A 21,460-nucleotide genomic window follows, 5' to 3' on the forward strand; every position below is an offset into this window, starting at 1 on the left:
TCGCCGCCCTGCAACCTGTGGATTAGTGGATCACGAACATCCCGTCGTGCTGCCGCACGTATCGCACTTCATACAAGTCCCGTTACGAACCAGCGTGAAGTTGCTGCACTCGGTGCACATGTCGCCTTCATAGCCGCGAGCCTTTGCTTCCGCTCGGCGCTCGGCCTTGCTCGGTGCAGCTTGCACCGCTGATCCCGCCTTGCTCCATTGCTGCGCTTCCAGCTTTTCGGTCGGCGAAAGTTCGCGCTCGGGCTCGGCGACCTTGAGGGCCACCGCGCCGTCGACATTGTCCTGCCCGTCGTGATGCCGTGCGGTCGCGCCGGCGGACGCAATCGACGTGACATTGCCGGACGCCTGCGCGTCGGCCGCGCCGCCCTGCATGACCACGAGCTTGTCGGTGCGCGAGCGGGTGAGGCCCTTCGACAGGTACTTCGAGGAGTTCGATGCGTCGGGATTGCGGCCTTCCTCGACGCCCTTGCCGAGCGCGTCGAAGTTGGTCTCTGACGGATCGACATGGGCGAGATCGAAGCGCGACTGGTACGATACCGCGAGTTCGCGGAACACGTAGTCGAGGATCGAGGTCGCGAACTTGATCGAGTCGTTGCCCTGTACCGGACCTGCGGGCTCGAAGCGGGTGAAGGTGAAGGCGTCGACATATTCTTCCAGCGGCACGCCGTACTGGAGGCCCAGCGACACCGCGATGGCGAAGTTGTTGATGAAGGAGCGCAGCGCCGCGCCTTCCTTGTGCATGTCGATGAAGATTTCGCCGAGGCGCCCGTCATCGTATTCGCCGGTGCGCAGATACACCTTGTGCCCGCCGACCACGGCCTTCTGGGTGTAGCCCTTGCGGCGATCCGGCATCTTCTCGCGTTCACGCATCACGACGATGCGCTCGACCAGCTTCTCGACGATCTTTTCCGAGACCTGGGTGGTGCGCGCCGCCATCGGCTTGTCGTAGAACGCCTCGATCGCATCGTCCTCTTCGTCATCATCGCTGATGAGCTGCGAGTTCAGCGGCTGCGACAGCTTCGAGCCGTCGCGATAGAGCGCGTTGGCCTTGAGCGCGAGCTTCCACGACAGCAGGTAGGCGGATTTGCAATCCTCCACCGTGGCGTCGTTCGGCATGTTGATGGTCTTGGAGATCGCACCCGAGATGAAGGGCTGCGACGCCGCCATCATGCGGATGTGGCTTTCCACCGAGAGATAACGCTTGCCGATCTTGCCGCAGGGATTGGCGCAATCGAACACCGGGTAATGCTCGGACTTCAGGTGCGGCGCGCCTTCCACGGTCATCGCGCCGCAGATGTGGATGTTGGCGGCTTCGATCTCGCGCTTGGTGAAGCCGAGCGCGGTGAGCAGGTCGAAGCCGGGGGCCGCGATGGCCTCCGGATCGAGCTTGAGCGTGTCGCGCAGGAAGTCCTCGCCGAAGGTCCACTTGTTGAAGGCGAACTTGATGTCGAAGGCGGTCGGCAATGCAGCCTCGGCCTTCTTGATCGCTTCATCGGTGAAGCCCTTGGCACGCAGGGTCGAGGCGTTGATGCCCGGGGCGTTGGAGAGCGAGCCGTGGCCGACGGCATAGGCTTCGATCTCGGCGATTTCGTTTTCGGGATAGCCGAGCGCGCGCAGCGCTTCCGGCACGGCGCGGTTGATGATCTTCCAGTAGCCGCCGCCGGCGAGCTTCTTGAACTTCACCAGCGCGAAGTCCGGCTCGATGCCCGTGGTGTCGCAATCCATCACAAGGCCGATGGTGCCGGTCGGCGCGACCACGGTGGTCTGCGCGTTGCGGTAGCCATGCTGTTCGCCGAGTTCGAGCGCCTGATCCCAGACGAACTTCGCGCGGGTGACGATGTCGCCCTGCGGGCAGCTCGCGTGATCGAGCGGCACGGGATTCACGGCGAGCGCTTCATAGCCGTTGGAGTGGCCATGGGCGGCGCGGCGATGGTTGCGGATCACGCGCAGCATGTGCTGGGCGTTCTTCTTGTAGCCGGGGAAGGGGCCAAGCTCCTTCGCCATTTCGGCGGAGGTGGCGTAGCTGGTGCCGGTCATGACGGCGGTCAGCGCGCCGCACAGTGCGCGACCTTCCTTGGAGTCGTACGACAGACCCATGGTCATCAGGAGGCCGCCGATGTTGGCATAGCCGAGGCCCAGGGTGCGGAACTCGTAGGAGAGTTCGGCGATCGCCTTGGACGGGAACTGCGCCATCATGACGGAGATTTCGAGCACGACGGTCCACAGACGGCACAGATGCTCATAGGCTTCGATGTCGAAGCGGCGGGTCTGCGTGTCGTAGAAGGTCAGCAGGTTGGCGGAGGCGAGGTTGCAGGCCGTGTCGTCGAGGAACATGTATTCCGAGCACGGATTGGACGCGCGGATGTCGCCGCTGGCCTTGCAGGTGTGCCAGTCGTTCATGGTGGTGTTGTAGTGCAGGCCGGGATCGGCCGAGGCCCAGGCGGCGTAGCCGATCTTTTCCCACAGGTCGCGGGCCTTCAGCGTCTTCGTCACCTTCTTGTTGGTGCGGCCGATCAGATTCCAGTCGCCGTCGGTTTCCACCGCGCGCAGGAAGTCGTCCTTCAGCGAAACCGAGTTGTTCGAGTTCTGGCCGGCGACGGTGAGATACGCTTCGCTATCCCAGTCGGTGTCATAGGTGTCGAACGAGATGTCGGTGTAGCCCTGCTTGGCGAACTGCATCACGCGCTTGATCAGATTGTCCTGCACCATGGCGCGGCGCGCGAACTTGATCTCACGGCGCAGCGCCGGGTTCTTCTCGGGATCGAAGCAGTCGTCGCCTGAACCTTCGCAGTTCACGCAGGCCTTCATGATGGCCTTGAGATGCTTCTGGTTGATCTTGGAGCCGGTGACGAGCGCGGCGACCTTCTGCTCCTCTTTCACCTTCCAGTCGATGTAGGTTTCGATATCCGGATGGTCGGCGTCGACCACGACCATCTTGGCCGCGCGGCGCGTGGTGCCGCCCGACTTGATCGCGCCCGCCGCGCGGTCGCCGATCTTGAGGAAAGACATCAGGCCCGATGAGCGGCCGCCGCCGGAGAGCTTTTCGCCTTCGCCGCGCAGGCGCGAGAAGTTGGAGCCGGTGCCGGAGCCGTACTTGAACAGGCGTGCTTCACGGACCCACAGGTCCATGATGCCGCCTTCGTTGACGAGATCGTCGTCCACGCCCTGGATGAAGCAGGCGTGCGGCTGCGGATGCTCGTAGGAGGATTTGGATTTGGTCAGCTTGCCGGTTTTCCAGTCCACATAATAGTGGCCCTGGCCGGGACCATCGACGCCGTAGGCCCAGTGAAGTCCGGTGTTGAACCACTGCGGCGAGTTCGGCGCGACCATCTGCTTTGCGAGCATGAAGCGCAGTTCGTCGTAGAATGCCTTGGCATCTTCTTCCGACGAGAAGTACGAGCCCTTCCAGCCCCAGTAGGTCCAGCAGCCGGCGAGGCGATCGAACACCTGCTTGGCGGAATGCTCGCCGCCGATGCGCTCGGATTCGGGGAGCAGGGCGAGCGCTTCGGTATCCGGCACCGAACGCCACAGCCACGACGGGACGGTTTCTTCCTCGACCTTCTTCAGGCGCGAGGCGACGCCCGCTTTACGGAAATACTTCTGCGCCAGAACGTCGGAGGCAACCTGCGACCAGAACTCCGGCACCTCGACGTTCTCAAGGCGGAACACCACCGAGCCGTCGGGGTTGCGGATCTCGCTTGTCGTCAGCCTGAAATCAATCGCGGCGTAGGGTGACTGATCGGCTTTGGTGTAGCGGCGTTCGATGCGCATTGTAGTGCCCCGTCCTTTTTGCCGGCGCTCCCGTCCCTTGACGGTAAGCCGGAGATTTCAATTTGCGAACCGGTTCGTTCGCAGTGTTTTGCCGTTCACGTCGTCCCGTGTCCGGGTCCGAAGCCGCGGCCTGTTAACTCTGGTGGGCGAGGACCGGTCCCCAAAACCAGTCTTGCCCGAACGCCCCAAACTCGCCTTTTGCGCCGCGGTTTGCCGCGGTTTCGCCATTTCGTTTTGCCGCCCCTGGCGGGCCGTCTTGCCGGCGGCAGGTGACTTCACCCGTCCGTCCTGCGTCGAAAAAAGAGCAGACAAATCCTCGTCCCGTGGCTTTGAGCAGCCTGACGGAGATGTCTGTTTGACCCTTTTCGGGAGGTGCCCGGCGGGACTGGAAACCCCCGCGCCGAACAATCCCAAAGCTAGGCCGACTCCATCCGGCACGTCAAGGATTAGTGTCGAAACCTGAATCAAATACTAAATATGGTGGAAAATGCGGATTTCCAGCGGGATGATGCATCGCCGGAACGGTTCGCATTGCGGGAAGTATCGGTGAGTCCTTGTGGATTCGGAAGCCGAAATCTCACCGTCTTGTGAGTTCCTCCAAGGTTTGTCGCGAGCCTCCAAAATCGCGTCCTTGGTATGCGCGTATTTTGGGGATTTCGGGTGGATCACATGCCGCGCGCGTGGTTTTTCTCCCCGTCATCCACATGGTGTGGAATTCGAGTCGAAGGACCAAACCTGTGGATAGCCGCACACCGCCCGAAGCGCTGACCGAAATGTCGCCGGAAGAACGAGCCGTCGCGCAGCGGCGAACGCGAACGGTCGGCTACCTGTTGCTGGTCGCGACATCCGTCGGCTGGGGATTGAACTGGCCCGTCACCAAACATCTGTTGATGGAATTGCCGCCGCTGTCGGTGCGCGGCCTGTCCGGCATCATCGGCGCCGCGCTGCTTGCGGTGCTGGCATTGGCGTTTCGCCAGCCGCTGCGCGTCCCGCGCGAAACATGGCCTCGGCTTGTGCTGCTGTCATTTCTCAACGTGACGGCATGGATGGCACTGATGGGCCTGGCGCTGGTGTATTTGCCGGCGAGCGAAGCTGCGGTGATGGCTTATACAATGCCGGTCTGGGCCTCGGCGCTGGCGTGGCCGATTCTCGGCGAGCGGATTTCGCTGCTGCGGGTGGTCGCCATGGCGATGGCCATCGCCGGACTCGTCGCGCTGATGGGCGGCGGGGGCATCGCCGCGAGCTACGCCAAACTGCCGGGCATTGCATTGGCGTTGTCCGGCGCGTTCCTGTTCGCGCTGGGCACGGTGTTCGGCAAACGCTGGCCGCTGGGATTGCCGCCGCTGACCTCGGCGGTCTGGCAGATCCTGATCGGCTGTCTGCCGGTGGGGCTGGCGGGCCTCTTGCTTGAACAGCCGCACTTCATGGCGCTGTCGTCACTCGGCTGGACCTTGTTCGGCTATTCGATCGTGGTCCAGTTCTGCGTCGCCTACGCCTGCTGGTTTGCCGCGCTCCAGCGGCTTCCGGCATCTGTCGCTGCGATCGGGACATTGCTTGTGCCGGTGATCGGCGTGCTGGCATCTGCAGCGGCACTCGGCGAGCCGCTCGGCGTGGCCCAGATTGCGGCGCTCGGATTCACCATTGCAGGTGTCGTTCTGGCGTCACGATCCTGAGACGGTGGTGTCTCAATGCGCGCAGAAAGTGCCTGTTATTACTTCATAAATCAGCGCTGTATCCCAAATGTAACAGTGCGTGGAACCCCGGCCTGATAGGTTCCAGGTAGGCTATCGGCGGCTGACCATGCCGCCGGGTAATGGGGTTGGGGCGTGGCGTCGATTGTTGCGGACAGGGCGTTGGAGACGCGCGTGCGGACCGCGCGCGCGATGCAATTCCCAGTGATTGGAATCGTGATCATCGCCGCAGCAACCCTGCCATCGACGGACGCACATGCGCAGTTTGCCTGCGTCGGGACGCTCGGCGCGAGTGACGTCTCCTGTACAAACACCGGCGCGACAGCGGTTCCGTTCCTTCAGGATCAACTCGGCACGTTCAATCTGACGACAACGAGTTCGGGTCTGAGCAACGGCATCACCACGACCAGCGTCGATGGCAATGTCACCGCGACGAACTCCGGCATCAACGCCGGCATGCTCGACACCTCGGCCAGCGGCCTTGGCAACGCGACATCGAACAATTCGGGGATCATCGGGACATACATCAGCACGTTGACCGGCGCGGGCAATGCCACGTCGACCAACTCCGGAACGGTGGCTCAGGATATCACGACATCTGCGCAGGACGGCGGCAAAGCACTGACAAACAATTCAGGGACCGTGTCAGGCTCGATTTTTACATCGACCAGCATCAACTCGGCGCTCGTCAGTGGCTCGGCGACGACCAACAACTCCGGAAATGTTGGAGGCAGCATCGCGACGACCGCTGATGGCGGCGGCAACGCAACGACCAGCAATTCCGGAACGATTGCCGGAATCCTCAATACGCAAACCAGCAACGGCGGCGCTGGATTTGGTGCGGGCACGGCCACATCGATCAATTCCGGGACCGTACAATTCGTCGTCACGCAGACCTCAGATGGCGGAAATGCCGTTACCGTCAATTCAGGAAGTGTACTGAATTTCAACGGTATCCAGACCTTTGCGATCGATGGCGGAAATGCAACGACGATCAATACAGGTTTTGTGAACGGTGGAATTGCAACGTTCACCGGGCTGAGCGGTGGGACGGGAGACGCCACCACGATCAATGCGGGTATGGTCAACGGCAATGTTGTTTCCGCCGCCAATGACATCGGCAACGCATTCTTGACAAATACCGGCACGATTAAAGGCAATGTCGCCGTTGCGACTATCGATGGCAGTGCGGCGGCGTACAACAGCGGCAAGATTTTCGGTGAAGTGGATGTTTTCGCTGGTAACGGAGGAACGGCAACATTCACCAACGCCGGATTGATTGATGCGAGTTCGTCCACCGGCGTCGCCATCGACCTCACGCAGTTCGATTCATCGACGCGGACGACGCTCAACATTATGCCAGGCTCCCGCATTGTCGGAGAAATCATTCTGAATGGCGATACGTCCGATCCATTCGCTGTCGGTACGAAGGTCAATATTCTGAGCGGCCATGACATCTCGTCCGTGCTGACATTTGGTGGCAGCGGTTGCGGATGCACGACCGGTGGCCTCACCGACACCGGCGCGGTTGTGAACGTCACAGGCGGCGCGCCTTATGTCATCAACGGAAACACCGTCGCAATTCTCGACCCGACGTCCTTTGCCAACGCAGATCGCAACGTGGTCGATGTTACGCGCACCATCACCTCGCTGGTCACAAGCCGCCTGACCAATCCAGCGCCGATCGGTGGCAATGTATCGGCGGCTATCGGCTTCGCTCCGTCCGGCAATGTCGCGCGCGATATGGCCAACGACGCCTTCTCGGGTATTCCGGCGCTGGCTTATGCCAGCAACGACCGCCTGCTGCTCAGCAATCCGAGCTTCACCGCGGCCGACGGCACCAGCGTCTGGGCGCAGGGTTTTGGCGGCCAGCGCATCCAGCAGACGGACGCGCCGACGTTGCGCTCGGTCAGCAACTTTTATGGCGGCGTGCTCGGCCTCGACAAGACGGTGCAGCCCGGCCTGCGTCTTGGCGGGTTCATCGGGGGCGGAGCGATCGACTCCAAAATTGATCTGAATTCCGGCGACACCAAAAGCGACATCTTTTTCGGCGGTCTCTACGGCCGCTATGCGATGGGCAGCGCGTTCCTGGATTTCTCGTTGCTTGGTGGTTACAGCAGCAACGATGTGAAGCGCACGATCGCGAATAATCTGGTGCCCGGCGGACTTGAATACGCCGCGGGCAAATACAATGGCTGGTTCATCAGTCCGGAAATCGCCTACGGCCTCAAGCAATCCCTCGGCTATAACCTGACACTGACACCGTCTGCGCGTGTGCGCTATCTCGCTGCCGGTTTCGGCGGTTATCAGGAAAGCGGGTCGAGCACGAATTTAACGGTGGCTTCGCGCACCTCGCACAATTTCGAGGAGCGCGGCGAGTTGAAGCTGACGCACACCACGAACACGACGCCGGCCGAGCAGCTTCAGGTGAGCGGCACTGCAGGTCTGATCGCCTTGCAGCGCGTCGGCGACAGCAACGTCAGCACCATCCTGCTTGGGCAGAGCCTCGCGTTCGCAACGCCGGGCAAGGGCAGCATTGTCGGCTTCTATGCGGGGGCCGGCTTCGACTGGCGTAACGCTACCGGCGTTTCGGTGTTTGGCGCCGCTGAGTTCACCGCGATGTCCGACCAAAGCCAGACCATCACCGGCCGTGGCGGTGTGAAAGTTTCGTTCTAGGCGCGCCGTCGCTCCGGCTCACTCAGCATCGATACAAACAACAACGGCGATGCAATGCATCGCCGTTTTCGAAATCAGATGCTGTTCAAAGTTACGGGCAGGGGTAGCGGTTGCCGTCATAGTTCAGGTACGTGCCTGATGCGGGATCGTAGGACCGGTAGCGCTGCATGCAGTAGGCTTCAGCGTCGCCGCCGCCGTAGCCTGGCGCGACCACCACGGGGGCGGGCGCCGGATAATATGCGGGGCCACCATAGCCGTAACCGTAGCCATATCCCGGACCGTAATATGGATTTGCGCCGGCCGCGATTGCGCCGCCGATAAGTGCGCCGGCAGCAAGCCCGACACCGAGGCCAGCACCGCCATAGTAATATCCCCGCCGCCGCCACTGAACCTGAGTAACCAGCGAATTGTCGGCGCCCGCATGAGCAGCCGCAAGAGGCTGGCTCGGCGCCAGCGGGGCAGCATGGCCGGATGACATCGCAGCCATCGGAAGCGCCAGCGCAACGGCTGCGATCGCGCATCCATTCCTAAAGGTGATCATCTTCCTCACTCCAAAGCCCGCATCGATCACTCTGCATCGGGGGCCGCGCGGAATGCGCGGCTCCATGCAGAAGAGAGCAATGTTGGTGTGGATTCAGGCGCTTCTGGGGCGGTTCCATTCACGGAACATCGCCCCAGAGGCCAGACGTCAGGTTTCACGACCGCTTACGGGCAGGGGTAGCGGTTGCCGTCGTAGTTCAGGTAGGTGCCTGACGCCGGGTCGTAGGACCTGTAGCGCCGGGCGCAGTAAGCAGCGTCGCCCTCAGCCGCAGGAGCGGCAGCATACTGTCCGTCGTCGACGTAGGCGTCCGGCGCGTAAGCGTAGGAGTCACCATAGTAGTACGGGTCATTGTAGTAATACGACGAGCCCAACGCGCCGAGCGCCAAGCCTGCGCCGAAGCCGTACCCCGGACCGCGCCAGTGCCTGCGTCCGTTCCAATGCCGGTTTCCATTCCACTGTCCGCCGCCGCCGAGTTGGGCGACGGGACGACCGGAGATCGCACGATTTCCGAACACGGTTGAGGGCGGCCCCGAGAAACGAACGCCGCTATTGCCGACAGCAGGACCACCGCTGAAACTGGGTCGCGCCACGCCTGCGCCTCCAAAACTTGGGCGCGCTGCGAAGCCGCCGCCACGGAAACCACCACCTCCGCCTCCGCCGCGGAATGCAGCGCCACCGCCACCTCCGCCGCGCGAGAATCCTCCGCCGCCGCCGTGTCCTCCCGGCCGCGCATCTGCGGTCGTTGCGAGGATAACAGGTGCAACTGCCAGAAGTGCGGCAGCGCCGATTACCTTGAGATTGATCATGTGTTCGAACTCCGGGTGAACTCCACGAAAGAACGGAAGCAAACGTGAGATTGTTCCGTGCTTTCCAAAGTTTGAGTTCACGTTCGCACGGGCTAACCCAATGCAGCATGAATGGATTGCGACCAAACGGTGTTGCCGGTCAGCCCGCGCGGTGATGCGATACCATCGTGTGAGGCGATAGCGGCGCTTGATCTGGTTCGTTGCGTGACACAAACTCCTGGCGCTGGCGCGGCAATGCGCCGGGATACTCTTCTTGCAAGTAGGCGATCAGTTTCTCGCGCACCTCACAGCGCAGATCCCACGCCGCAGGGGCGCTTCGCGCGCTCAGCAATGCACGCAGCTCGACCGTGTGATCCTTGGTGGCGTCGCTGACCTGAAGCACCACGACTCGGCCATCCCAAAGGGGAGAGGCGCGCGCCACCTCCATCAGTTTTTCGCGGAGCTTTTCCACCGGCACGGTGTAATCGACATACAGGAACACAGAGCCGATCAGCGCGGAGGTTTCGCGAGTCCAGTTCTGGAATGGCTTTTCGATGAAGTAACTCAGCGGCACCACCATCCGCCGCCAGTCCCAAAGTTTGATGACGACATAGGTGGTGGTGATTTCTTCGATGGTGCCGTACTCGCCCTCGAGGAAGACAACGTCGTCAAGCCGGATCGGCTGCGCCACCGCGATCTGAACGCCCGCAATCAGGTTCGCGAGCAGGGGACGCGCGGCAATACCGATTGCGAGACCGGCGACGCCCGCCGAGGCGAACAGACTGACGCCGTATTGCCTGACCTGCTCGAAACTCATCATCGCGGCCGCGACCGTCATGATGACGATCAGGGTGTCGGCTGCACTCTTCAGGATGCCCACTTGCGTGACGTGCTTGCGCGCGAGCAAGTTATCCTCGGCATCGAGGCTGAAGCGCCGCAGATAGATCTGCGATCCGATTTGAGCCGCGATAAGAGCGGTCCATCCCAGCAACGCGATGAAAGCGACATTGAGGATATTGCCGAACACTGTCGCGGCGCGATCGCCGATGGGAGCGACTCTGACCACAAGCGAGAGCGCCAGGACGATCAACGCCAGCCGAAGCGGTCCCTTGCTGCGGGTGAGCAACGACCGGGTCTTGGGATGACGTACGCCGAGCGTGTTTCTGATCGCATGAACGATCACTGCGTTGAAGATCAGCGCGACGAGAACTCCGCCAATGACGAGCACCGACGCGGTCAGCCAGTCCGGCAGGAGCCAGAGCGTGTTCAGAATCTCGGCATAACTGTATTTGATGACGTCGAGCATCGTCAGAATTCCAGCGGGGATGGTCGGTGAGGGGTGTCAACGCCGAATTCCGCCGGAGGTTCACGCAATGCATCAAGTTGCTGTTAGCGCTGGACAATTGGCGCACCGGATGGCATCAAACAGCCATCGCGCGGCCTTGCGCGCCCACTTCGGATTCTCGCCATGAAGCTGTTTTTCTTACGCTTTTTCACGTGGTGGAACGGCTCGACATTCGGCACGCAGCTCTGGACGCGGCGATTTGGCGAGGTCGTGGGGCAGGACGAGGGTGGCAACACCTACTACCGCACGCGCGGCGGCAAGATCGATCCGACACTCGGATTTGAGCGCCGGTGGGTGATCTACAACGGTTATGCTGAAGCGACACGCGTGCCACCTGCGTGGCACGGATGGCTGCACCACACCGTTGACACGCCGCCGACCGAGATCGATTACAAACCGCGCGAGTGGGAAAAGCCGCACCGCCCCAACATGACCGGTACGCCAGCCGCCTACCGTCCGTCGGGTTCGACGCTCGCTGCCGGTCGCCGGCCGAAGGCCACCGGCGATTATCAATCCTGGACCCCGGGACAGTAACGGCAGGCAAACCGCCCAGGTTGCCAGGCTGCGTGAATTGCCCGCCCTTTCCCCGCCGTATTCGGCGTGTTAACCGATAATCTGCGCGCGGCCCATTTTCTGTAGAATGGCGCGGACACGATTCGGTTGAATCGGATATTGGGGCCGGATCAGTTTATGATCTCGAATGTGATCATTCCGACAGGTGTGGAGCACGATGTTTTCCGCAAATCGCTTCGCACCTTGCGACACCGTGCTCCTGTGAAGCTGCGCAAGATGTTCCGAACCATCACCACTCTTTCCTTTGCGGCGTTGAGCGCCGCCTTGCTGCTGCTGCCGGCGACGCCGGTCCATGCGCAGATCGGCAACATCTTTTCCGACAGACCGCGTCCGCCCGCCAACGTGCAGCAGCGCGGTGAGCCCGTTCAGGAGCCTGAAGAGGAGGAGGTGCCTGATCTTCCTCCGCAGGGCCGTCTGCTGCCGACACCCAATCGTCCGCTGCCGGGACAAGGCGTGCCGCCGCCCGGCAATGTTCAGACCCAGCCGCTGCCGCCACCTCCGGGCACGGCAGCCGCTCCAAACCAGCCCGCGGTGCCCGGACAGGGCACGCCCAACAACGCCGCAGCTAATCCTTTGCCGGGACTGCCGCCGGGGCAGAAGCAACCGCGCAGCGCGCCGCCGACGGCCGCGACGTTGCAGCCAGGCGATGAGGTCGTGACCGAGCCGCCGGCGCAGAAGATCATAAACAAGCAGGCGGTTTTCGCGGGCCTCGACAAGATCACCGGCCGTATCATCAAGTTCGATGCCGACATCGGTGAGACCGTTCAGTTCGGTGCTCTGCGCGTCAAGCCGCAAGCTTGTTACACGCGGCCATCGACAGAAGCGGCCAACACCGACGCCTTTGTCGAGGTCGATGAAATCACCTTGCAGGGCGAAGTGAAGCGGATTTTCTCCGGCTGGATGTTCGCAGCCAGCCCGGGTCTGCACGGCGTCGAGCACCCGATTTACGATATCTGGCTGACCGACTGCAAAGGTCCGTCCGCAACGGTGGCTCAGCAGGAAGCGCCGAAAGCCGCGCCAGCTCCGCCGCCTCAGCAGCAGCCCAAGCGGCCACCGGCGCCCAAGCAGCCCGCCGTGCAGCGGCCACTGCCGCCGCCAAATCCATTCCCGCCATTCCGGCAGTAATTGCTCAGGCTTGGGTCAGGCACGCCAGCGCTTCGGCGCCAGTGACCGGGCGGCTTGCAGGAAGCGCGAAGAAGTCGGCCTGTCCCGTGACCGCATCATCGAGCATGGTGCGGTATCTGCGCCGCGGCACCTCCACCGCACCGAAGGTGCGCAGATGATCCGTCACGAATTGCGTATCGAGCAACACAAAGCCGCCCGCGATCAGACGCGCGACGAGGTGGACCAGCGCCACCTTCGAGGCATCGCGCTCGGTATGGAACATGCTCTCTCCGAAGAATGCGCGGCCGAGGCTAACGCCGTAGAGACCTCCCACCAGCCGATCGCCTTGCCAGGCTTCGACGCTGTGGCAATGCCCGATCTCGTGCAGCGAAGTATAGAGGTCGCGGATGCGGCCATTGATCCAGGTATCATCACGGCCCGGCTGAGGCGCGGCGCATCCGGCGATGGTCTGCTTGAAATCCGTGTTGACGGTGACGCGGAAGGCGTCGGATCGAACCGTGCGCGCGAGACGCGACGTGACGCGAAAACCGTCGAGCGGAATGATGCCGCGTTTCTCAGGTTCGACCCAGAAAATCGTGGGGTCGTCGGCGCTCTCGGACATCGGGAAGATGCCGCAGGCATACGCGCGCAGCAAAACACTCGGCGTAATTTCGGACGATGCGGCGTCGCGCGAACTCATGCGCAATCGTAACAGATTGTGCGGCCTTCGGCGACCGTCAAGCCGTGCTGGCAAACTGCCTGATTTGCGGCTGTGCGGCGCTCTTCAGCCGCAACACGATACGTGTTCCGGTGTGGGATGGATCACGTTCTGCCTTGGTTTCGAGTTTTTGCGCCATGGCGCTCACGATACGCTGGCCCATGCCGGTGGAGCGGGGATCCTGCTTGACCTGCAAGCCGACGCCGTCGTCGGAAATCGACAGTTCGAGGCCTCCGTTGCATGACCGCAATTCGACGTGAATGGGGCCAGCACCGTCTGGATAGGCATATTTGACGGCGTTCATGACCAGTTCGTTGACGATGATGCCGATCGCGACGGCGCGATCAGGGTCGATCTCGACGGGCTCGGCTTTCAGCGTCAGCCGCGACATCCGGTTGCCTTCGGTAGAGCGGCGCAAATCCTCCAGCAAGGCCTCGAGGTACTGGTTCAGCATGACCGTCTTCAGGTCCTGCGATGTATAGAGGCGGCGATGAACCTGCGCGACCGCGGCGACGCGGCCCATGGCATTGGTCAATGCGGCCTTGACGTCGTCATCTGAGCTTGAATTCGCCTGAAGATGCAGCAGTGAAGCGATGATCTGCAAGCTGTTGCCGACGCGGTGGTTCACTTCGCGCAGCAGGACCTCGCGCTCCGCGGCGAGCGCTGCGTAACGGTCACGCGAGGCGTGAACTTCTGCTTCTGCATCGTCGCGGGCCTTGCGCACCAGCGCCTGTTCGATGGCGCCCTTTGCAGCGACGTCGAGCAGGGCGAGAAACTCTCCCTGCGTATCCTTGACCAGATAGTCGGCAGAGCCCGCCTTCAAGGCAGTGACTGCGATCTTGCTGTCCTGCGACGCGGTCACGAAAATGACCGGCGGCGCATCGGGGATCTTCTGGATTTCGGCAAGCGTCTCCAGACCGTCGAGACCGGGCATGTGCTGATCGAGCGCCACCACATCGACCCCGCCTTGCTTGATACGCGCAAGGCCGCTCGCGCCGTCAGCCGCGTGCTCGACGGCAAAACCCTGCCGTTTCAGCCCGCGCTCGACCAGCCGCGCAAGATCGGCATCGTCGTCAATGTACAAAAGGAGAGGCGTTGCAGGTTTCATGTTTTGACAGGTGGAACCTTGATGACTGAAAAAAACAATCCCAGTTGGCGGATCGCGTTGGCAAAGCTTTCGTAATTCACGGGCTTGGTAATGTAGACGTTGCAGCCCAGCTCGTAGCAGCGTTTGATTTCGTGCTCGTCGTCCGTGGTTGTCAGTACGACAACCGGTGCGCATTTGACGTGACTGTTTTCTTTGATCCGCTTGAGGATCTCGATCCCGGTCATGTCGGGCAGATTCAAGTCGAGCAGGATCAGAAGCGCCTGATCCCTATGATCGACGCCTGAGCCGTCCTTGCCGAACAGGTACTTCACCGCATCTGTACCGTTGGTGAACGGCAAGATCTCATTGTTGACACCGGAGCGCCGGATATTGCGCTCAATCAGGCGGGCATGGCCCTCGTCATCTTCGATCATGATGATCTTAACTGGCAAACTCATTCTTCTTTTCCTTGAGTTCCGAAATTCCACTGCGCAGGCAATGTAACCGTGAAAGTACTGCCCTTGTGAAGTTCTGAGGAGACGTTGATGGTGCCACCCATGCGGCGTACCAACGCACGGACGTGGGCGAGACCGATGCCTTGTCCCGGACGATCCTGAAGACCAGCCCGGCGGAACAGGTCGAATATCCTTTGGTGATCTTTCGGATCGATACCACGTCCGTTGTCAGTGATTTCGAAGATCACAAAACCGAGCTTGGGGCGGCCCTTGATCAGGATGTCGCCCGGCACGCCCGGCTTGAGGTATTTGAGAGCATTATCAACGAGGTTGGAGAAGATTTGTTCCAATGCGAGGCGATCGCTGACAATATTCGGCAGCGGCTCGACGCGGATTTGCGCATTGGCCTCAGACGCTTGATGCGCCACGGACGAGATGATTGTCTCGATCAGTTCTCTGGTGTCGATTTCTACAGGGCGAAAATCGCGCCGACCTTCGCGTGTCAGATTGAGTATAGCGGAGATCAGACGATCCATCTTGCCGATCGACGACTTGATGAAGCCAAGTGCTTCCGAAAAGTCCTGCGATAGTTGCTTGTCTTCCGCCTGAAGCTCCGGGGAGACGCCCGGATCCAGGTCATTGATAGCTTCGGGAATTGCGGGCGCTGCTGCGGCGGCGCGGCTGTACTTCGCGATGCGGGTGAAGATGTCGTTGCGCAACTCTTCGAGCTCGCTTGTGAACCCCATAATATTCACAAGCGGCGAGCGCAGGTCGTGGCTTACTATGTAGGCAAAGCGCTGGATTTCTTCATTCGCTTCGCGAAGATCAGCGGTGCGTGTTTCAACAGTCGCTTCGAGGTTGAGATTGTTGTCGCGCAGTTGCCGTTCGGCTTCGTCGCGCGCACGCGTTGATCGCCGCACAAGAAACAGTGAAGCGCCAGCCAAAAGGAGCACGAGGCCTGAACCGGCTGTTGTGACAACCGCTGCGAGAGTCTGGCTGCGGTCGGCTGCGGCGGTTCGTGCCTGGAAAAGACGGTCTTCCTCCGCGCGCATGGCTGTGGCGATCTCAGTGATGCGCTGAACGGCAGTGCCACTACCGTCGCGCAACATTGCCACGCCGCCGGGAATGTCGTTCCTTTTCACGAAGTCAACAGCTTTGGTGAATTCCGCGAGACGCAATTCGATGAATTCGCGGAATTGCTTGCTGTTCTCGATCTGAACCGGGCTGTCGCTGATCTGTCTTATGAGCGTGTCGACGCCCGGCAAGATGCGTTGGATTGCAGTCTCGTGCTCCGCCAGAAATTTGGGTTGCGACGTGAGGAGGTAACCTCGGGCAGCGCTTTCTGCGCGCCTGATATCCAGCAGGACGGTCGATATCTGATTTTCGACTTCGACGGTGTGAACCACCCAGCGGCTGTCGTCGCGCGCCTTGTTCACCAGAACGATGGAAATGACGCTGATCGCGACCAGCACCAGAAAGCCCGCTGATAGCAAGGCAATCTGCCAGAGCGTACGCCGGCGGGCCTTATCCCGTGTCACGTCCGCCCTGCGATGTTGCCGGAATAAATAAATCGCTGAAAATTCAAATTGCTACCCCTGAAGCCTACCCATAGCTTACGTGCGCGACAACGCGCAAATACGAATTTAGTTCCATTTCTGGAACCAGCCCGTCGGGGAAATGGTAGCTCAGGATGACTTGGTGTCGCCGGCGGCCAGGTAATGCTCGAGCCAGTGGATATGGTAGTCGCCGTCGATAATGCTGGGCTCACGCACCAGTCCGCGGAACAGCGGCAGGGTGGTTTCGACGCCGTCCACCACCATCTCGTCCAGAGCGCGTCGCAAGCGCATCAGGCACTCGCCGCGGGTCTTGCCGTGGACGATAAGCTTGCCGACCAGCGAGTCGTAGTAGGGCGGGATGACATAACCCTGATACACGGCTGAATCGATCCGCACCCCCAGCCCGCCGGGCGGATGGTACTGCAGGATCTTGCCGGGCGAGGGCCGGAAGGACACCGGGTTCTCGGCGTTGACGCGGCACTCGATCGCGTGACCGTTGATGACGATATCTTCCTGCGCGCAGGGCAAATCGCCGCCAGCGGCGACGCGGATTTGTTCGATGACCAGATCGATTCCGGTGATCATCTCGGTCACGGGATGTTCGACCTGAATACGCGTGTTCATTTCGATGAAATAGAACTCGCCATCCTCGTAGAGGAATTCGATGGTGCCGACGCCGAGATATTGCATCTCGCGCATCGCCTTGGCACAGGTCTCGCCAATTTTCGCGCGCGCGGCTGCATTCAGAATCGGCGAGGGACCTTCCTCCCACACCTTCTGGTGGCGGCGTTGCAGCGAACAGTCGCGCTCGCCGAGATGGATCGCACCGCCGCGGCCGTCGCCGAGGATCTGGATTTCGATGTGGCGAGGCTTGCCGAGATACTTTTCAAGATAAACCGAGCCGTCGCCGAACGCCGCCTTGGCTTCGTTGCTGGCGGTGGAGAGGGCCAGCAGCAGATCAGCTTCAGTCGGCGCAACCTTCATGCCGCGGCCGCCGCCGCCTGCTGCCGCCTTCACCAGGACCGGAAAGCCGATCTGCTTGGCGATGGCCATGGCGTCGTCGCCGGGGCCAATGCCGCCGTCGGAGCCGGGCACCACAGGAATGCCGAGGCGCTTGGCGGTCTTCTTGGCTTCGATCTTGTCGCCCATCAGACGGATGTGCTCCGCCTTCGGCCCGATGAAATGCAGATTGTGGTCGGCGAGAATTTCGGCGAACCGCGCATTCTCCGAGAGGAAACCGTAGCCGGGATGGACCGCGTCAGCGCCGGTGATCTCACACGCGGCAAGCAACGCCGGTATGTTCAGATAGCTGTCCTTCGCGGGCGGCGGTCCGATGCAGACGCTTTCATCCGCAAGGCGGACATGCATGGCGTTCGCATCGGCGGTCGAGTGAACCGCAACGGTCGCGATGCCGAGCTCCTTGCATGCGCGCAACACGCGCAATGCAATCTCGCCGCGATTGGCAATCAGGATCTTGTCGAACATCGTGCCTGCCTTCTCCCGTCATCCTGAGGCGCGAGCACTTGCGGGCCTCGAAAGGTGACGGCGCCGCATCCTTCGAGGCTCGGGCCTTGCCCTCGCACCTCAGGACGACGGCGCGTTTCTATTCAATAATGACGAGCGGCTCGCCGAACTCGACCGGCTGGCCGTCTTCGACGAGGATTTGCGTAACGGTGCCTGCGCGCGTCGACGGGATCTGATTCATCGTCTTCATCGCTTCGATGATGATCAGCGTGTCGCCGACCTTCACCTTGCTGCCGACATCGATAAACGGCTTCGCGCCGGGCTCTGAGGCACGATAGGCCGTGCCGACCATCGGCGACGGCACTGCGCCGGGGTGCTTTGAAATATCGGCGGGTGCGGCCGCAGCCGCAGCCGGCGCAGGTGCGGACGCCGTGGCAGCAGCCACAGCGGCAGGCTGATAGGAGACGGGTGCCGCGATGCTGATATTGCGCGCGACCCGCAGACGCAATCCGGCACGCTCGATCTCGATTTCCGTGAGATTGGTTTCATCGAGCAGAATTGCCAGTTCGCGAATGAGTTCGCGCTCGTCGGCCGGTTTTTCCTTGGGAGCAGATGGTTCTTTCGGCGAGGAGGCCATGTGTAATCCGAAGCTTTCTTAGTAAATGACAGGCAGGCGTATCAGGCTTTCGCCTTGGCGCCGATCTTCGCGGCAAGGCCGCTGATTGCGAGGCGATAGCCATCGATTCCGAAGCCGCACAGCGTTGCCACGGCAGCCGATGCGACGAAGGAATGGTGACGAAAGCTCTCGCGCGCGTAGATGTTGGAGACGTGGACTTCGACCGTTGGAAGTTTGACAGCAACCAGCGCGTCATGAAGCGCGATCGATGTGTGCGAGTATCCGCCGGCGTTGATGATGATGCCGGCCGCTTTCTTCGCGCCGGCTTCGTGAATGAAATCGATCAGTTCGCCTTCGCGGTTCGACTGGCGGCAGTCGGCCGTCAGGCCATAGCCGGCAGCGCTGTCGTGGCAGAGTTTCTCCACATCAGCGAGCGTGTGATGGCCATAGGTCTCCGGCTCGCGGGTGCCGAGCAGATTGAGGTTCGGCCCGTTGAGCACGTAAATCGTCTTTGCCATCCGAAAATCAAATCCAGCAATGTCGGCGGAATAATGCGGGTGCGCGCAGCTTCGGGCGGTTTATAGGCAACATGGAGCCGGGAGGGAAGCCTGATCGGCTTCGCCATCCCCCGCCAAATCATTCAGAAATCACCTGAAAAGCCCCGGAAAAAGCCTTGAAATCGTTGGTTAACCAATCTTAACGGATGTTCCTGGAGAACCGTTCGGCCAAGGTGCCTGGCCTAGCAGGTTGCCTTTCCGCAGCGGGCTTCGGATATCTTCTTGGCGAGCCCGGCCGCGCCGACCGCGCCAACCACGACGTCCTTTCCGATCACATAGCTGGGCGTGCCGTTCAGGCCCATCTCCTCGGCGAGCTTGAAGTTCTCGTTGAGGGTGGCGTTGACCTCGGGGCTGGCCATGTCCTTCTCGAGCTTGGCCATATCAAGACCAGCTTCCTTCGCCGCCGCCATGGCGCGCGCCTTGTCTGCCTGTCCGCGCCCGTTCAGCAGCTTCTGATGGAAGTCGAGATACTTCTTCCCGCTCGGGTCCTGCATGCGGACCGCGACAGCGACCTGAGCCGCTTCCACCGAGCTCGGTCCGAGAACTGGGAATTCCTTCAGTACGACCCGCAGCTTCGAGTCCGACTTCATCAGGGTGAGCATGTCGGCCATCGCGTGTTTACAATAGCCGCAGTTGTAATCGAAGAACTCGACGAAATTCACGTCGCCGTCCCGGTTACCGACAACGACACCGCGCGGCGAGTTGAAGATCACCTCTGCATTTTTCTGGACAGCGGCGCGGTGCTTTTCCGATTCTGCGGCCGCTTGCCGCTTCTGCAGCTCTGCGGACATTTCCTCGAGCAGTTCGGGATTGGCGATGAGGTAATCCTTGATGATCTTCTGAATCTCGCTCTTCTGCGTGTCGTTGAACGACTGGGCATGCGACACGGCGGGCAGACCCAGCACAAGTGCAAAGGCGAGGGGGGCAAGAGAGCGGAGCGAGAGCATGGATATTCCTTCGGGCTGTGTGCAGCGATGCTACGCCGGGTTTAATTCTTTATCGGCTTCGTATTAACGATGTCGTCGGCCTTGACCCAACCTGGTGTGCCGATCGCAAATCTTGTCTTCGCGCGAGAGGCAAGGTCCCGCGCCGTTTTCTGGTCTCCGCGCAGATAGGCTGCCTGGGCCGAGGCGAGATCGGCTTCCGCATAGTCCCCCTTGCGGCCGTATGCCATCGCAAGCTGCGTATATCCGAGCGCCGCTTCCGGTTCCCGGGAGAGTGCCGTGCGCAGAATCTTGATGGCCTCCTCAGCGTAGGCCTTATTGTCCGATGCCACCAAGGACTGGCCAAGTAACATCTCGATGAGTGGCGCATTGTTGGACAGTTGAACAGCTCTGCGAAGCGGAGCGATGGCCTCGTTGGGCTTGGCTCCTTCCAGCAGCGCCTGACCCTTCAATTCGTAAAAATAAGGGTTATTGGGCTGGACCTTGATCAGGGCGTCAATCTGGGAGAGGGCGCTGCGCAGATCGCCGTGACGATAGGTTGCGATGGCGCGGGCGTAGCGGGCGGGCAGGCTGTCGTTCGAAGGCGGATACCGGCGGTACACCGTGTCCGAGCGCTCCATGAACCCGGACACTTTTGCCCGCATCATGTCGTGACGAAGCTGCAAGGCAGCGTCGTCCTTCTTGTCCCAGTAGGGGCTCGATTTCGCCAGTTCCTCAAGCGCCCTGACGCGTTCAGCCGGCATCGGATGCGACTGATTGTACGGATCGGCGCCGCGGGACGAGTACAGCCCCTGTTCGGAGAACCGCTTGAACGTCTCGTACATTCCCTTGGACGACTGGCCGGTGGCGTTGAGGAATTTCACGCCGGCCTTGTCCGCGTTTTCTTCCTGCTGCCTCTGGTAGGAGAGCATGGTGCGCATGATCGCGGCTTGAGGTGCCGCAACCGCAGCGGCGCCTGCACTTCCGGCTCCTGCACGCGCCCCTGCAACGGCCGCGCCCAGGCCCAGCAGCATGGCGATGATCATCTGGGTCTGGGCGCGGGAAACCTGTTCGCGCAGCTTTGAGAGATGCCCGCCGGCAAGGTGTCCCGTTTCGTGGGCGAGCACGCCGATGATCTGGTTGGGTGTTTCAGATTCTCGCAATGCCCCGTAGTTCACGAAAATGCGGCGTCCGTCCGCGACGAAGGCGTTGAACGTCGGATCGTTGATGATGACGACCTGAATGTTCTGCTTCTCGAGACCGGCGACCCGCAGGATCGGCCGCGTATAGTCGCGTAGAAGTTGCTCGGTTTCGGCATCGCGCAGGAGGGGTGGGCCGCCCTGCTGTGCATGCGCCGGCCACGAGCCGACGAGCAGCGCCGCAGCAGTGACGATCGCCGTCGCACGCCGTGCGAATGACTTTCCGGGCAGCCCTGCGCGAACGCGGGAGGCTTCGGATGGCGGGGTCAAGAGGGCATCTGTCATGGCTTGGTCAGCGAGCTTGGCAATGGAGCGGAGGCCTGTAGGGTGCTAAAATCACGGTCTAACAAGACGCCGAATGCGGCGGTACAACGGCACATTGCCGCATGC

At 61.4% G+C, this 21,460-nt stretch carries 17 protein-coding genes; 4 read left to right on the forward strand and 13 right to left on the reverse strand.

Annotation, left to right across the window (positions count from 1 at the left end):
* Positions 1–30 precede the first annotated feature (30 nt).
* Positions 31–3,780, reverse strand: coding sequence for a vitamin B12-dependent ribonucleotide reductase (locus HMPREF9695_RS08220; RefSeq protein WP_006020376.1), 3,750 nt, complete (start codon positions 3,778–3,780; stop codon positions 31–33).
* A 773-nt stretch (positions 3,781–4,553) separates the two neighbouring features.
* Between HMPREF9695_RS08220 and HMPREF9695_RS08225 the strand changes: the two genes are divergently transcribed.
* A complete protein-coding gene (locus tag HMPREF9695_RS08225; protein WP_041712015.1) occupies positions 4,554–5,453 on the forward strand; it encodes a DMT family transporter in 900 nt (299 codons plus the stop codon).
* 153 nt (positions 5,454–5,606) lie between these two features.
* Positions 5,607–8,147: an autotransporter outer membrane beta-barrel domain-containing protein gene (locus HMPREF9695_RS08230; RefSeq protein WP_245258730.1), complete on the forward strand. Its 2,541-nt coding sequence runs from the start codon at positions 5,607–5,609 to the stop codon at positions 8,145–8,147.
* A 91-nt stretch (positions 8,148–8,238) separates the two neighbouring features.
* Here the strand turns inward: HMPREF9695_RS08230 and HMPREF9695_RS08235 are convergent, their stop codons facing one another.
* From HMPREF9695_RS08235 to HMPREF9695_RS08245, 3 genes are all read right to left on the reverse strand, one after another.
* On the reverse strand, positions 8,239–8,688 hold the full coding sequence (locus HMPREF9695_RS08235; RefSeq protein ID WP_006020379.1) for a BA14K family protein: 450 nt from the start codon (positions 8,686–8,688) through the stop codon (positions 8,239–8,241).
* A 164-nt stretch (positions 8,689–8,852) separates the two neighbouring features.
* A complete protein-coding gene (locus HMPREF9695_RS08240; protein ID WP_006020380.1) occupies positions 8,853–9,494 on the reverse strand; it encodes a BA14K family protein in 642 nt (213 codons plus the stop codon).
* A 139-nt stretch (positions 9,495–9,633) separates the two neighbouring features.
* Complete coding sequence (locus HMPREF9695_RS08245) at positions 9,634–10,779, reverse strand: mechanosensitive ion channel family protein (protein WP_006020381.1); 1,146 nt, start codon at positions 10,777–10,779, stop codon at positions 9,634–9,636.
* A gap of 162 nt (positions 10,780–10,941) precedes the next feature.
* On the opposite strand from HMPREF9695_RS08245, the gene HMPREF9695_RS08250 reads away from it, so the two are divergent.
* Positions 10,942–11,352 carry an NADH:ubiquinone oxidoreductase subunit NDUFA12 gene (locus HMPREF9695_RS08250; protein ID WP_006020382.1) on the forward strand — a complete coding sequence of 137 codons (411 nt, stop codon included), beginning with the start codon at positions 10,942–10,944 and terminating at the stop codon, positions 11,350–11,352.
* Positions 11,353–11,607: 255 nt separating this feature from the next.
* The gene (locus HMPREF9695_RS08255; protein WP_024919143.1) at positions 11,608–12,516 is read left to right on the forward strand and encodes a DUF2155 domain-containing protein; all 909 of its coding nucleotides are present in this window, start codon (positions 11,608–11,610) and stop codon (positions 12,514–12,516) included.
* A gap of 4 nt (positions 12,517–12,520) precedes the next feature.
* On the opposite strand, the gene aat is transcribed toward HMPREF9695_RS08255, so the two are convergent.
* The 9 genes from aat to HMPREF9695_RS08300 all read right to left on the reverse strand — a co-directional run bounded on the left by aat (position 12,521) and on the right by HMPREF9695_RS08300 (position 21,355).
* A complete protein-coding gene (aat, locus tag HMPREF9695_RS08260; RefSeq protein WP_006020384.1) occupies positions 12,521–13,195 on the reverse strand; it encodes a leucyl/phenylalanyl-tRNA--protein transferase in 675 nt (224 codons plus the stop codon).
* Between the two features lie 37 nt (positions 13,196–13,232).
* Positions 13,233–14,321 carry a sensor histidine kinase gene (locus HMPREF9695_RS08265; protein ID WP_006020385.1) on the reverse strand — a complete coding sequence of 363 codons (1,089 nt, stop codon included), beginning with the start codon at positions 14,319–14,321 and terminating at the stop codon, positions 13,233–13,235.
* Entirely contained in the window at positions 14,318–14,758 is a 441-nt protein-coding gene (locus HMPREF9695_RS08270; RefSeq protein ID WP_006020386.1) for a response regulator, read from the reverse strand. The genes HMPREF9695_RS08265 and HMPREF9695_RS08270 overlap by 4 nt, the downstream gene beginning before the upstream one ends.
* On the reverse strand, positions 14,755–16,293 hold the full coding sequence (locus HMPREF9695_RS08275) for a sensor histidine kinase (RefSeq protein ID WP_006020387.1): 1,539 nt from the start codon (positions 16,291–16,293) through the stop codon (positions 14,755–14,757). The genes HMPREF9695_RS08270 and HMPREF9695_RS08275 overlap by 4 nt, the downstream gene beginning before the upstream one ends.
* 147 nt (positions 16,294–16,440) lie before the next feature.
* Positions 16,441–17,796, reverse strand: coding sequence for an acetyl-CoA carboxylase biotin carboxylase subunit (accC, locus tag HMPREF9695_RS08280; RefSeq protein WP_006020388.1), 1,356 nt, complete (start codon positions 17,794–17,796; stop codon positions 16,441–16,443).
* A 118-nt stretch (positions 17,797–17,914) separates the two neighbouring features.
* Positions 17,915–18,412 (reverse strand): acetyl-CoA carboxylase biotin carboxyl carrier protein, encoded by a 498-nt coding sequence (gene accB, locus HMPREF9695_RS08285; protein WP_006020389.1) that lies wholly within the window; start codon positions 18,410–18,412, stop codon positions 17,915–17,917.
* A gap of 41 nt (positions 18,413–18,453) precedes the next feature.
* Positions 18,454–18,909, reverse strand: coding sequence for a type II 3-dehydroquinate dehydratase (aroQ, locus tag HMPREF9695_RS08290; RefSeq protein WP_006020390.1), 456 nt, complete (start codon positions 18,907–18,909; stop codon positions 18,454–18,456).
* 221 nt (positions 18,910–19,130) lie between these two features.
* Positions 19,131–19,895 (reverse strand): DsbA family protein, encoded by a 765-nt coding sequence (locus tag HMPREF9695_RS08295; RefSeq protein WP_006020391.1) that lies wholly within the window; start codon positions 19,893–19,895, stop codon positions 19,131–19,133.
* A gap of 41 nt (positions 19,896–19,936) precedes the next feature.
* Entirely contained in the window at positions 19,937–21,355 is a 1,419-nt protein-coding gene (locus tag HMPREF9695_RS08300) for a M48 family metalloprotease (protein ID WP_006020392.1), read from the reverse strand.
* Positions 21,356–21,460 lie beyond the last annotated feature (105 nt).

Source organism: Afipia broomeae ATCC 49717 (genome assembly GCF_000314675.2).
Classification (GTDB): domain Bacteria; phylum Pseudomonadota; class Alphaproteobacteria; order Rhizobiales; family Xanthobacteraceae; genus Afipia; species Afipia broomeae.

Excerpts from the sequence above, each read along its gene's own strand:
- HMPREF9695_RS08295 (WP_006020391.1), bottom strand. The coding sequence starts at position 19,895 with ATGCTCTCGCTCCGCTCTCTTGCCCCCCTCGCCTTTGCACTTGTGCTG.
- accB (WP_006020389.1), bottom strand. The coding sequence starts at position 18,412 with ATGGCCTCCTCGCCGAAAGAACCATCTGCTCCCAAGGAAAAACCGGCC.
- accC (WP_006020388.1), bottom strand. The coding sequence starts at position 17,796 with ATGTTCGACAAGATCCTGATTGCCAATCGCGGCGAGATTGCATTGCGC.
- HMPREF9695_RS08245 (WP_006020381.1), bottom strand. The coding sequence starts at position 10,779 with ATGCTCGACGTCATCAAATACAGTTATGCCGAGATTCTGAACACGCTC.
- HMPREF9695_RS08270 (WP_006020386.1), bottom strand. The coding sequence starts at position 14,758 with ATGAGTTTGCCAGTTAAGATCATCATGATCGAAGATGACGAGGGCCAT.
- HMPREF9695_RS08250 (WP_006020382.1), top strand. The coding sequence starts at position 10,942 with ATGAAGCTGTTTTTCTTACGCTTTTTCACGTGGTGGAACGGCTCGACA.
- HMPREF9695_RS08300 (WP_006020392.1), bottom strand. The coding sequence starts at position 21,355 with ATGACAGATGCCCTCTTGACCCCGCCATCCGAAGCCTCCCGCGTTCGC.
- aroQ (WP_006020390.1), bottom strand. The coding sequence starts at position 18,909 with ATGGCAAAGACGATTTACGTGCTCAACGGGCCGAACCTCAATCTGCTC.
- HMPREF9695_RS08255 (WP_024919143.1), top strand. The coding sequence starts at position 11,608 with ATGTTCCGAACCATCACCACTCTTTCCTTTGCGGCGTTGAGCGCCGCC.
- HMPREF9695_RS08220 (WP_006020376.1), bottom strand. The coding sequence starts at position 3,780 with ATGCGCATCGAACGCCGCTACACCAAAGCCGATCAGTCACCCTACGCC.
- HMPREF9695_RS08235 (WP_006020379.1), bottom strand. The coding sequence starts at position 8,688 with ATGATCACCTTTAGGAATGGATGCGCGATCGCAGCCGTTGCGCTGGCG.
- HMPREF9695_RS08265 (WP_006020385.1), bottom strand. The coding sequence starts at position 14,321 with ATGAAACCTGCAACGCCTCTCCTTTTGTACATTGACGACGATGCCGAT.
- HMPREF9695_RS08240 (WP_006020380.1), bottom strand. The coding sequence starts at position 9,494 with ATGATCAATCTCAAGGTAATCGGCGCTGCCGCACTTCTGGCAGTTGCA.
- aat (WP_006020384.1), bottom strand. The coding sequence starts at position 13,195 with ATGAGTTCGCGCGACGCCGCATCGTCCGAAATTACGCCGAGTGTTTTG.
- HMPREF9695_RS08225 (WP_041712015.1), top strand. The coding sequence starts at position 4,554 with ATGTCGCCGGAAGAACGAGCCGTCGCGCAGCGGCGAACGCGAACGGTC.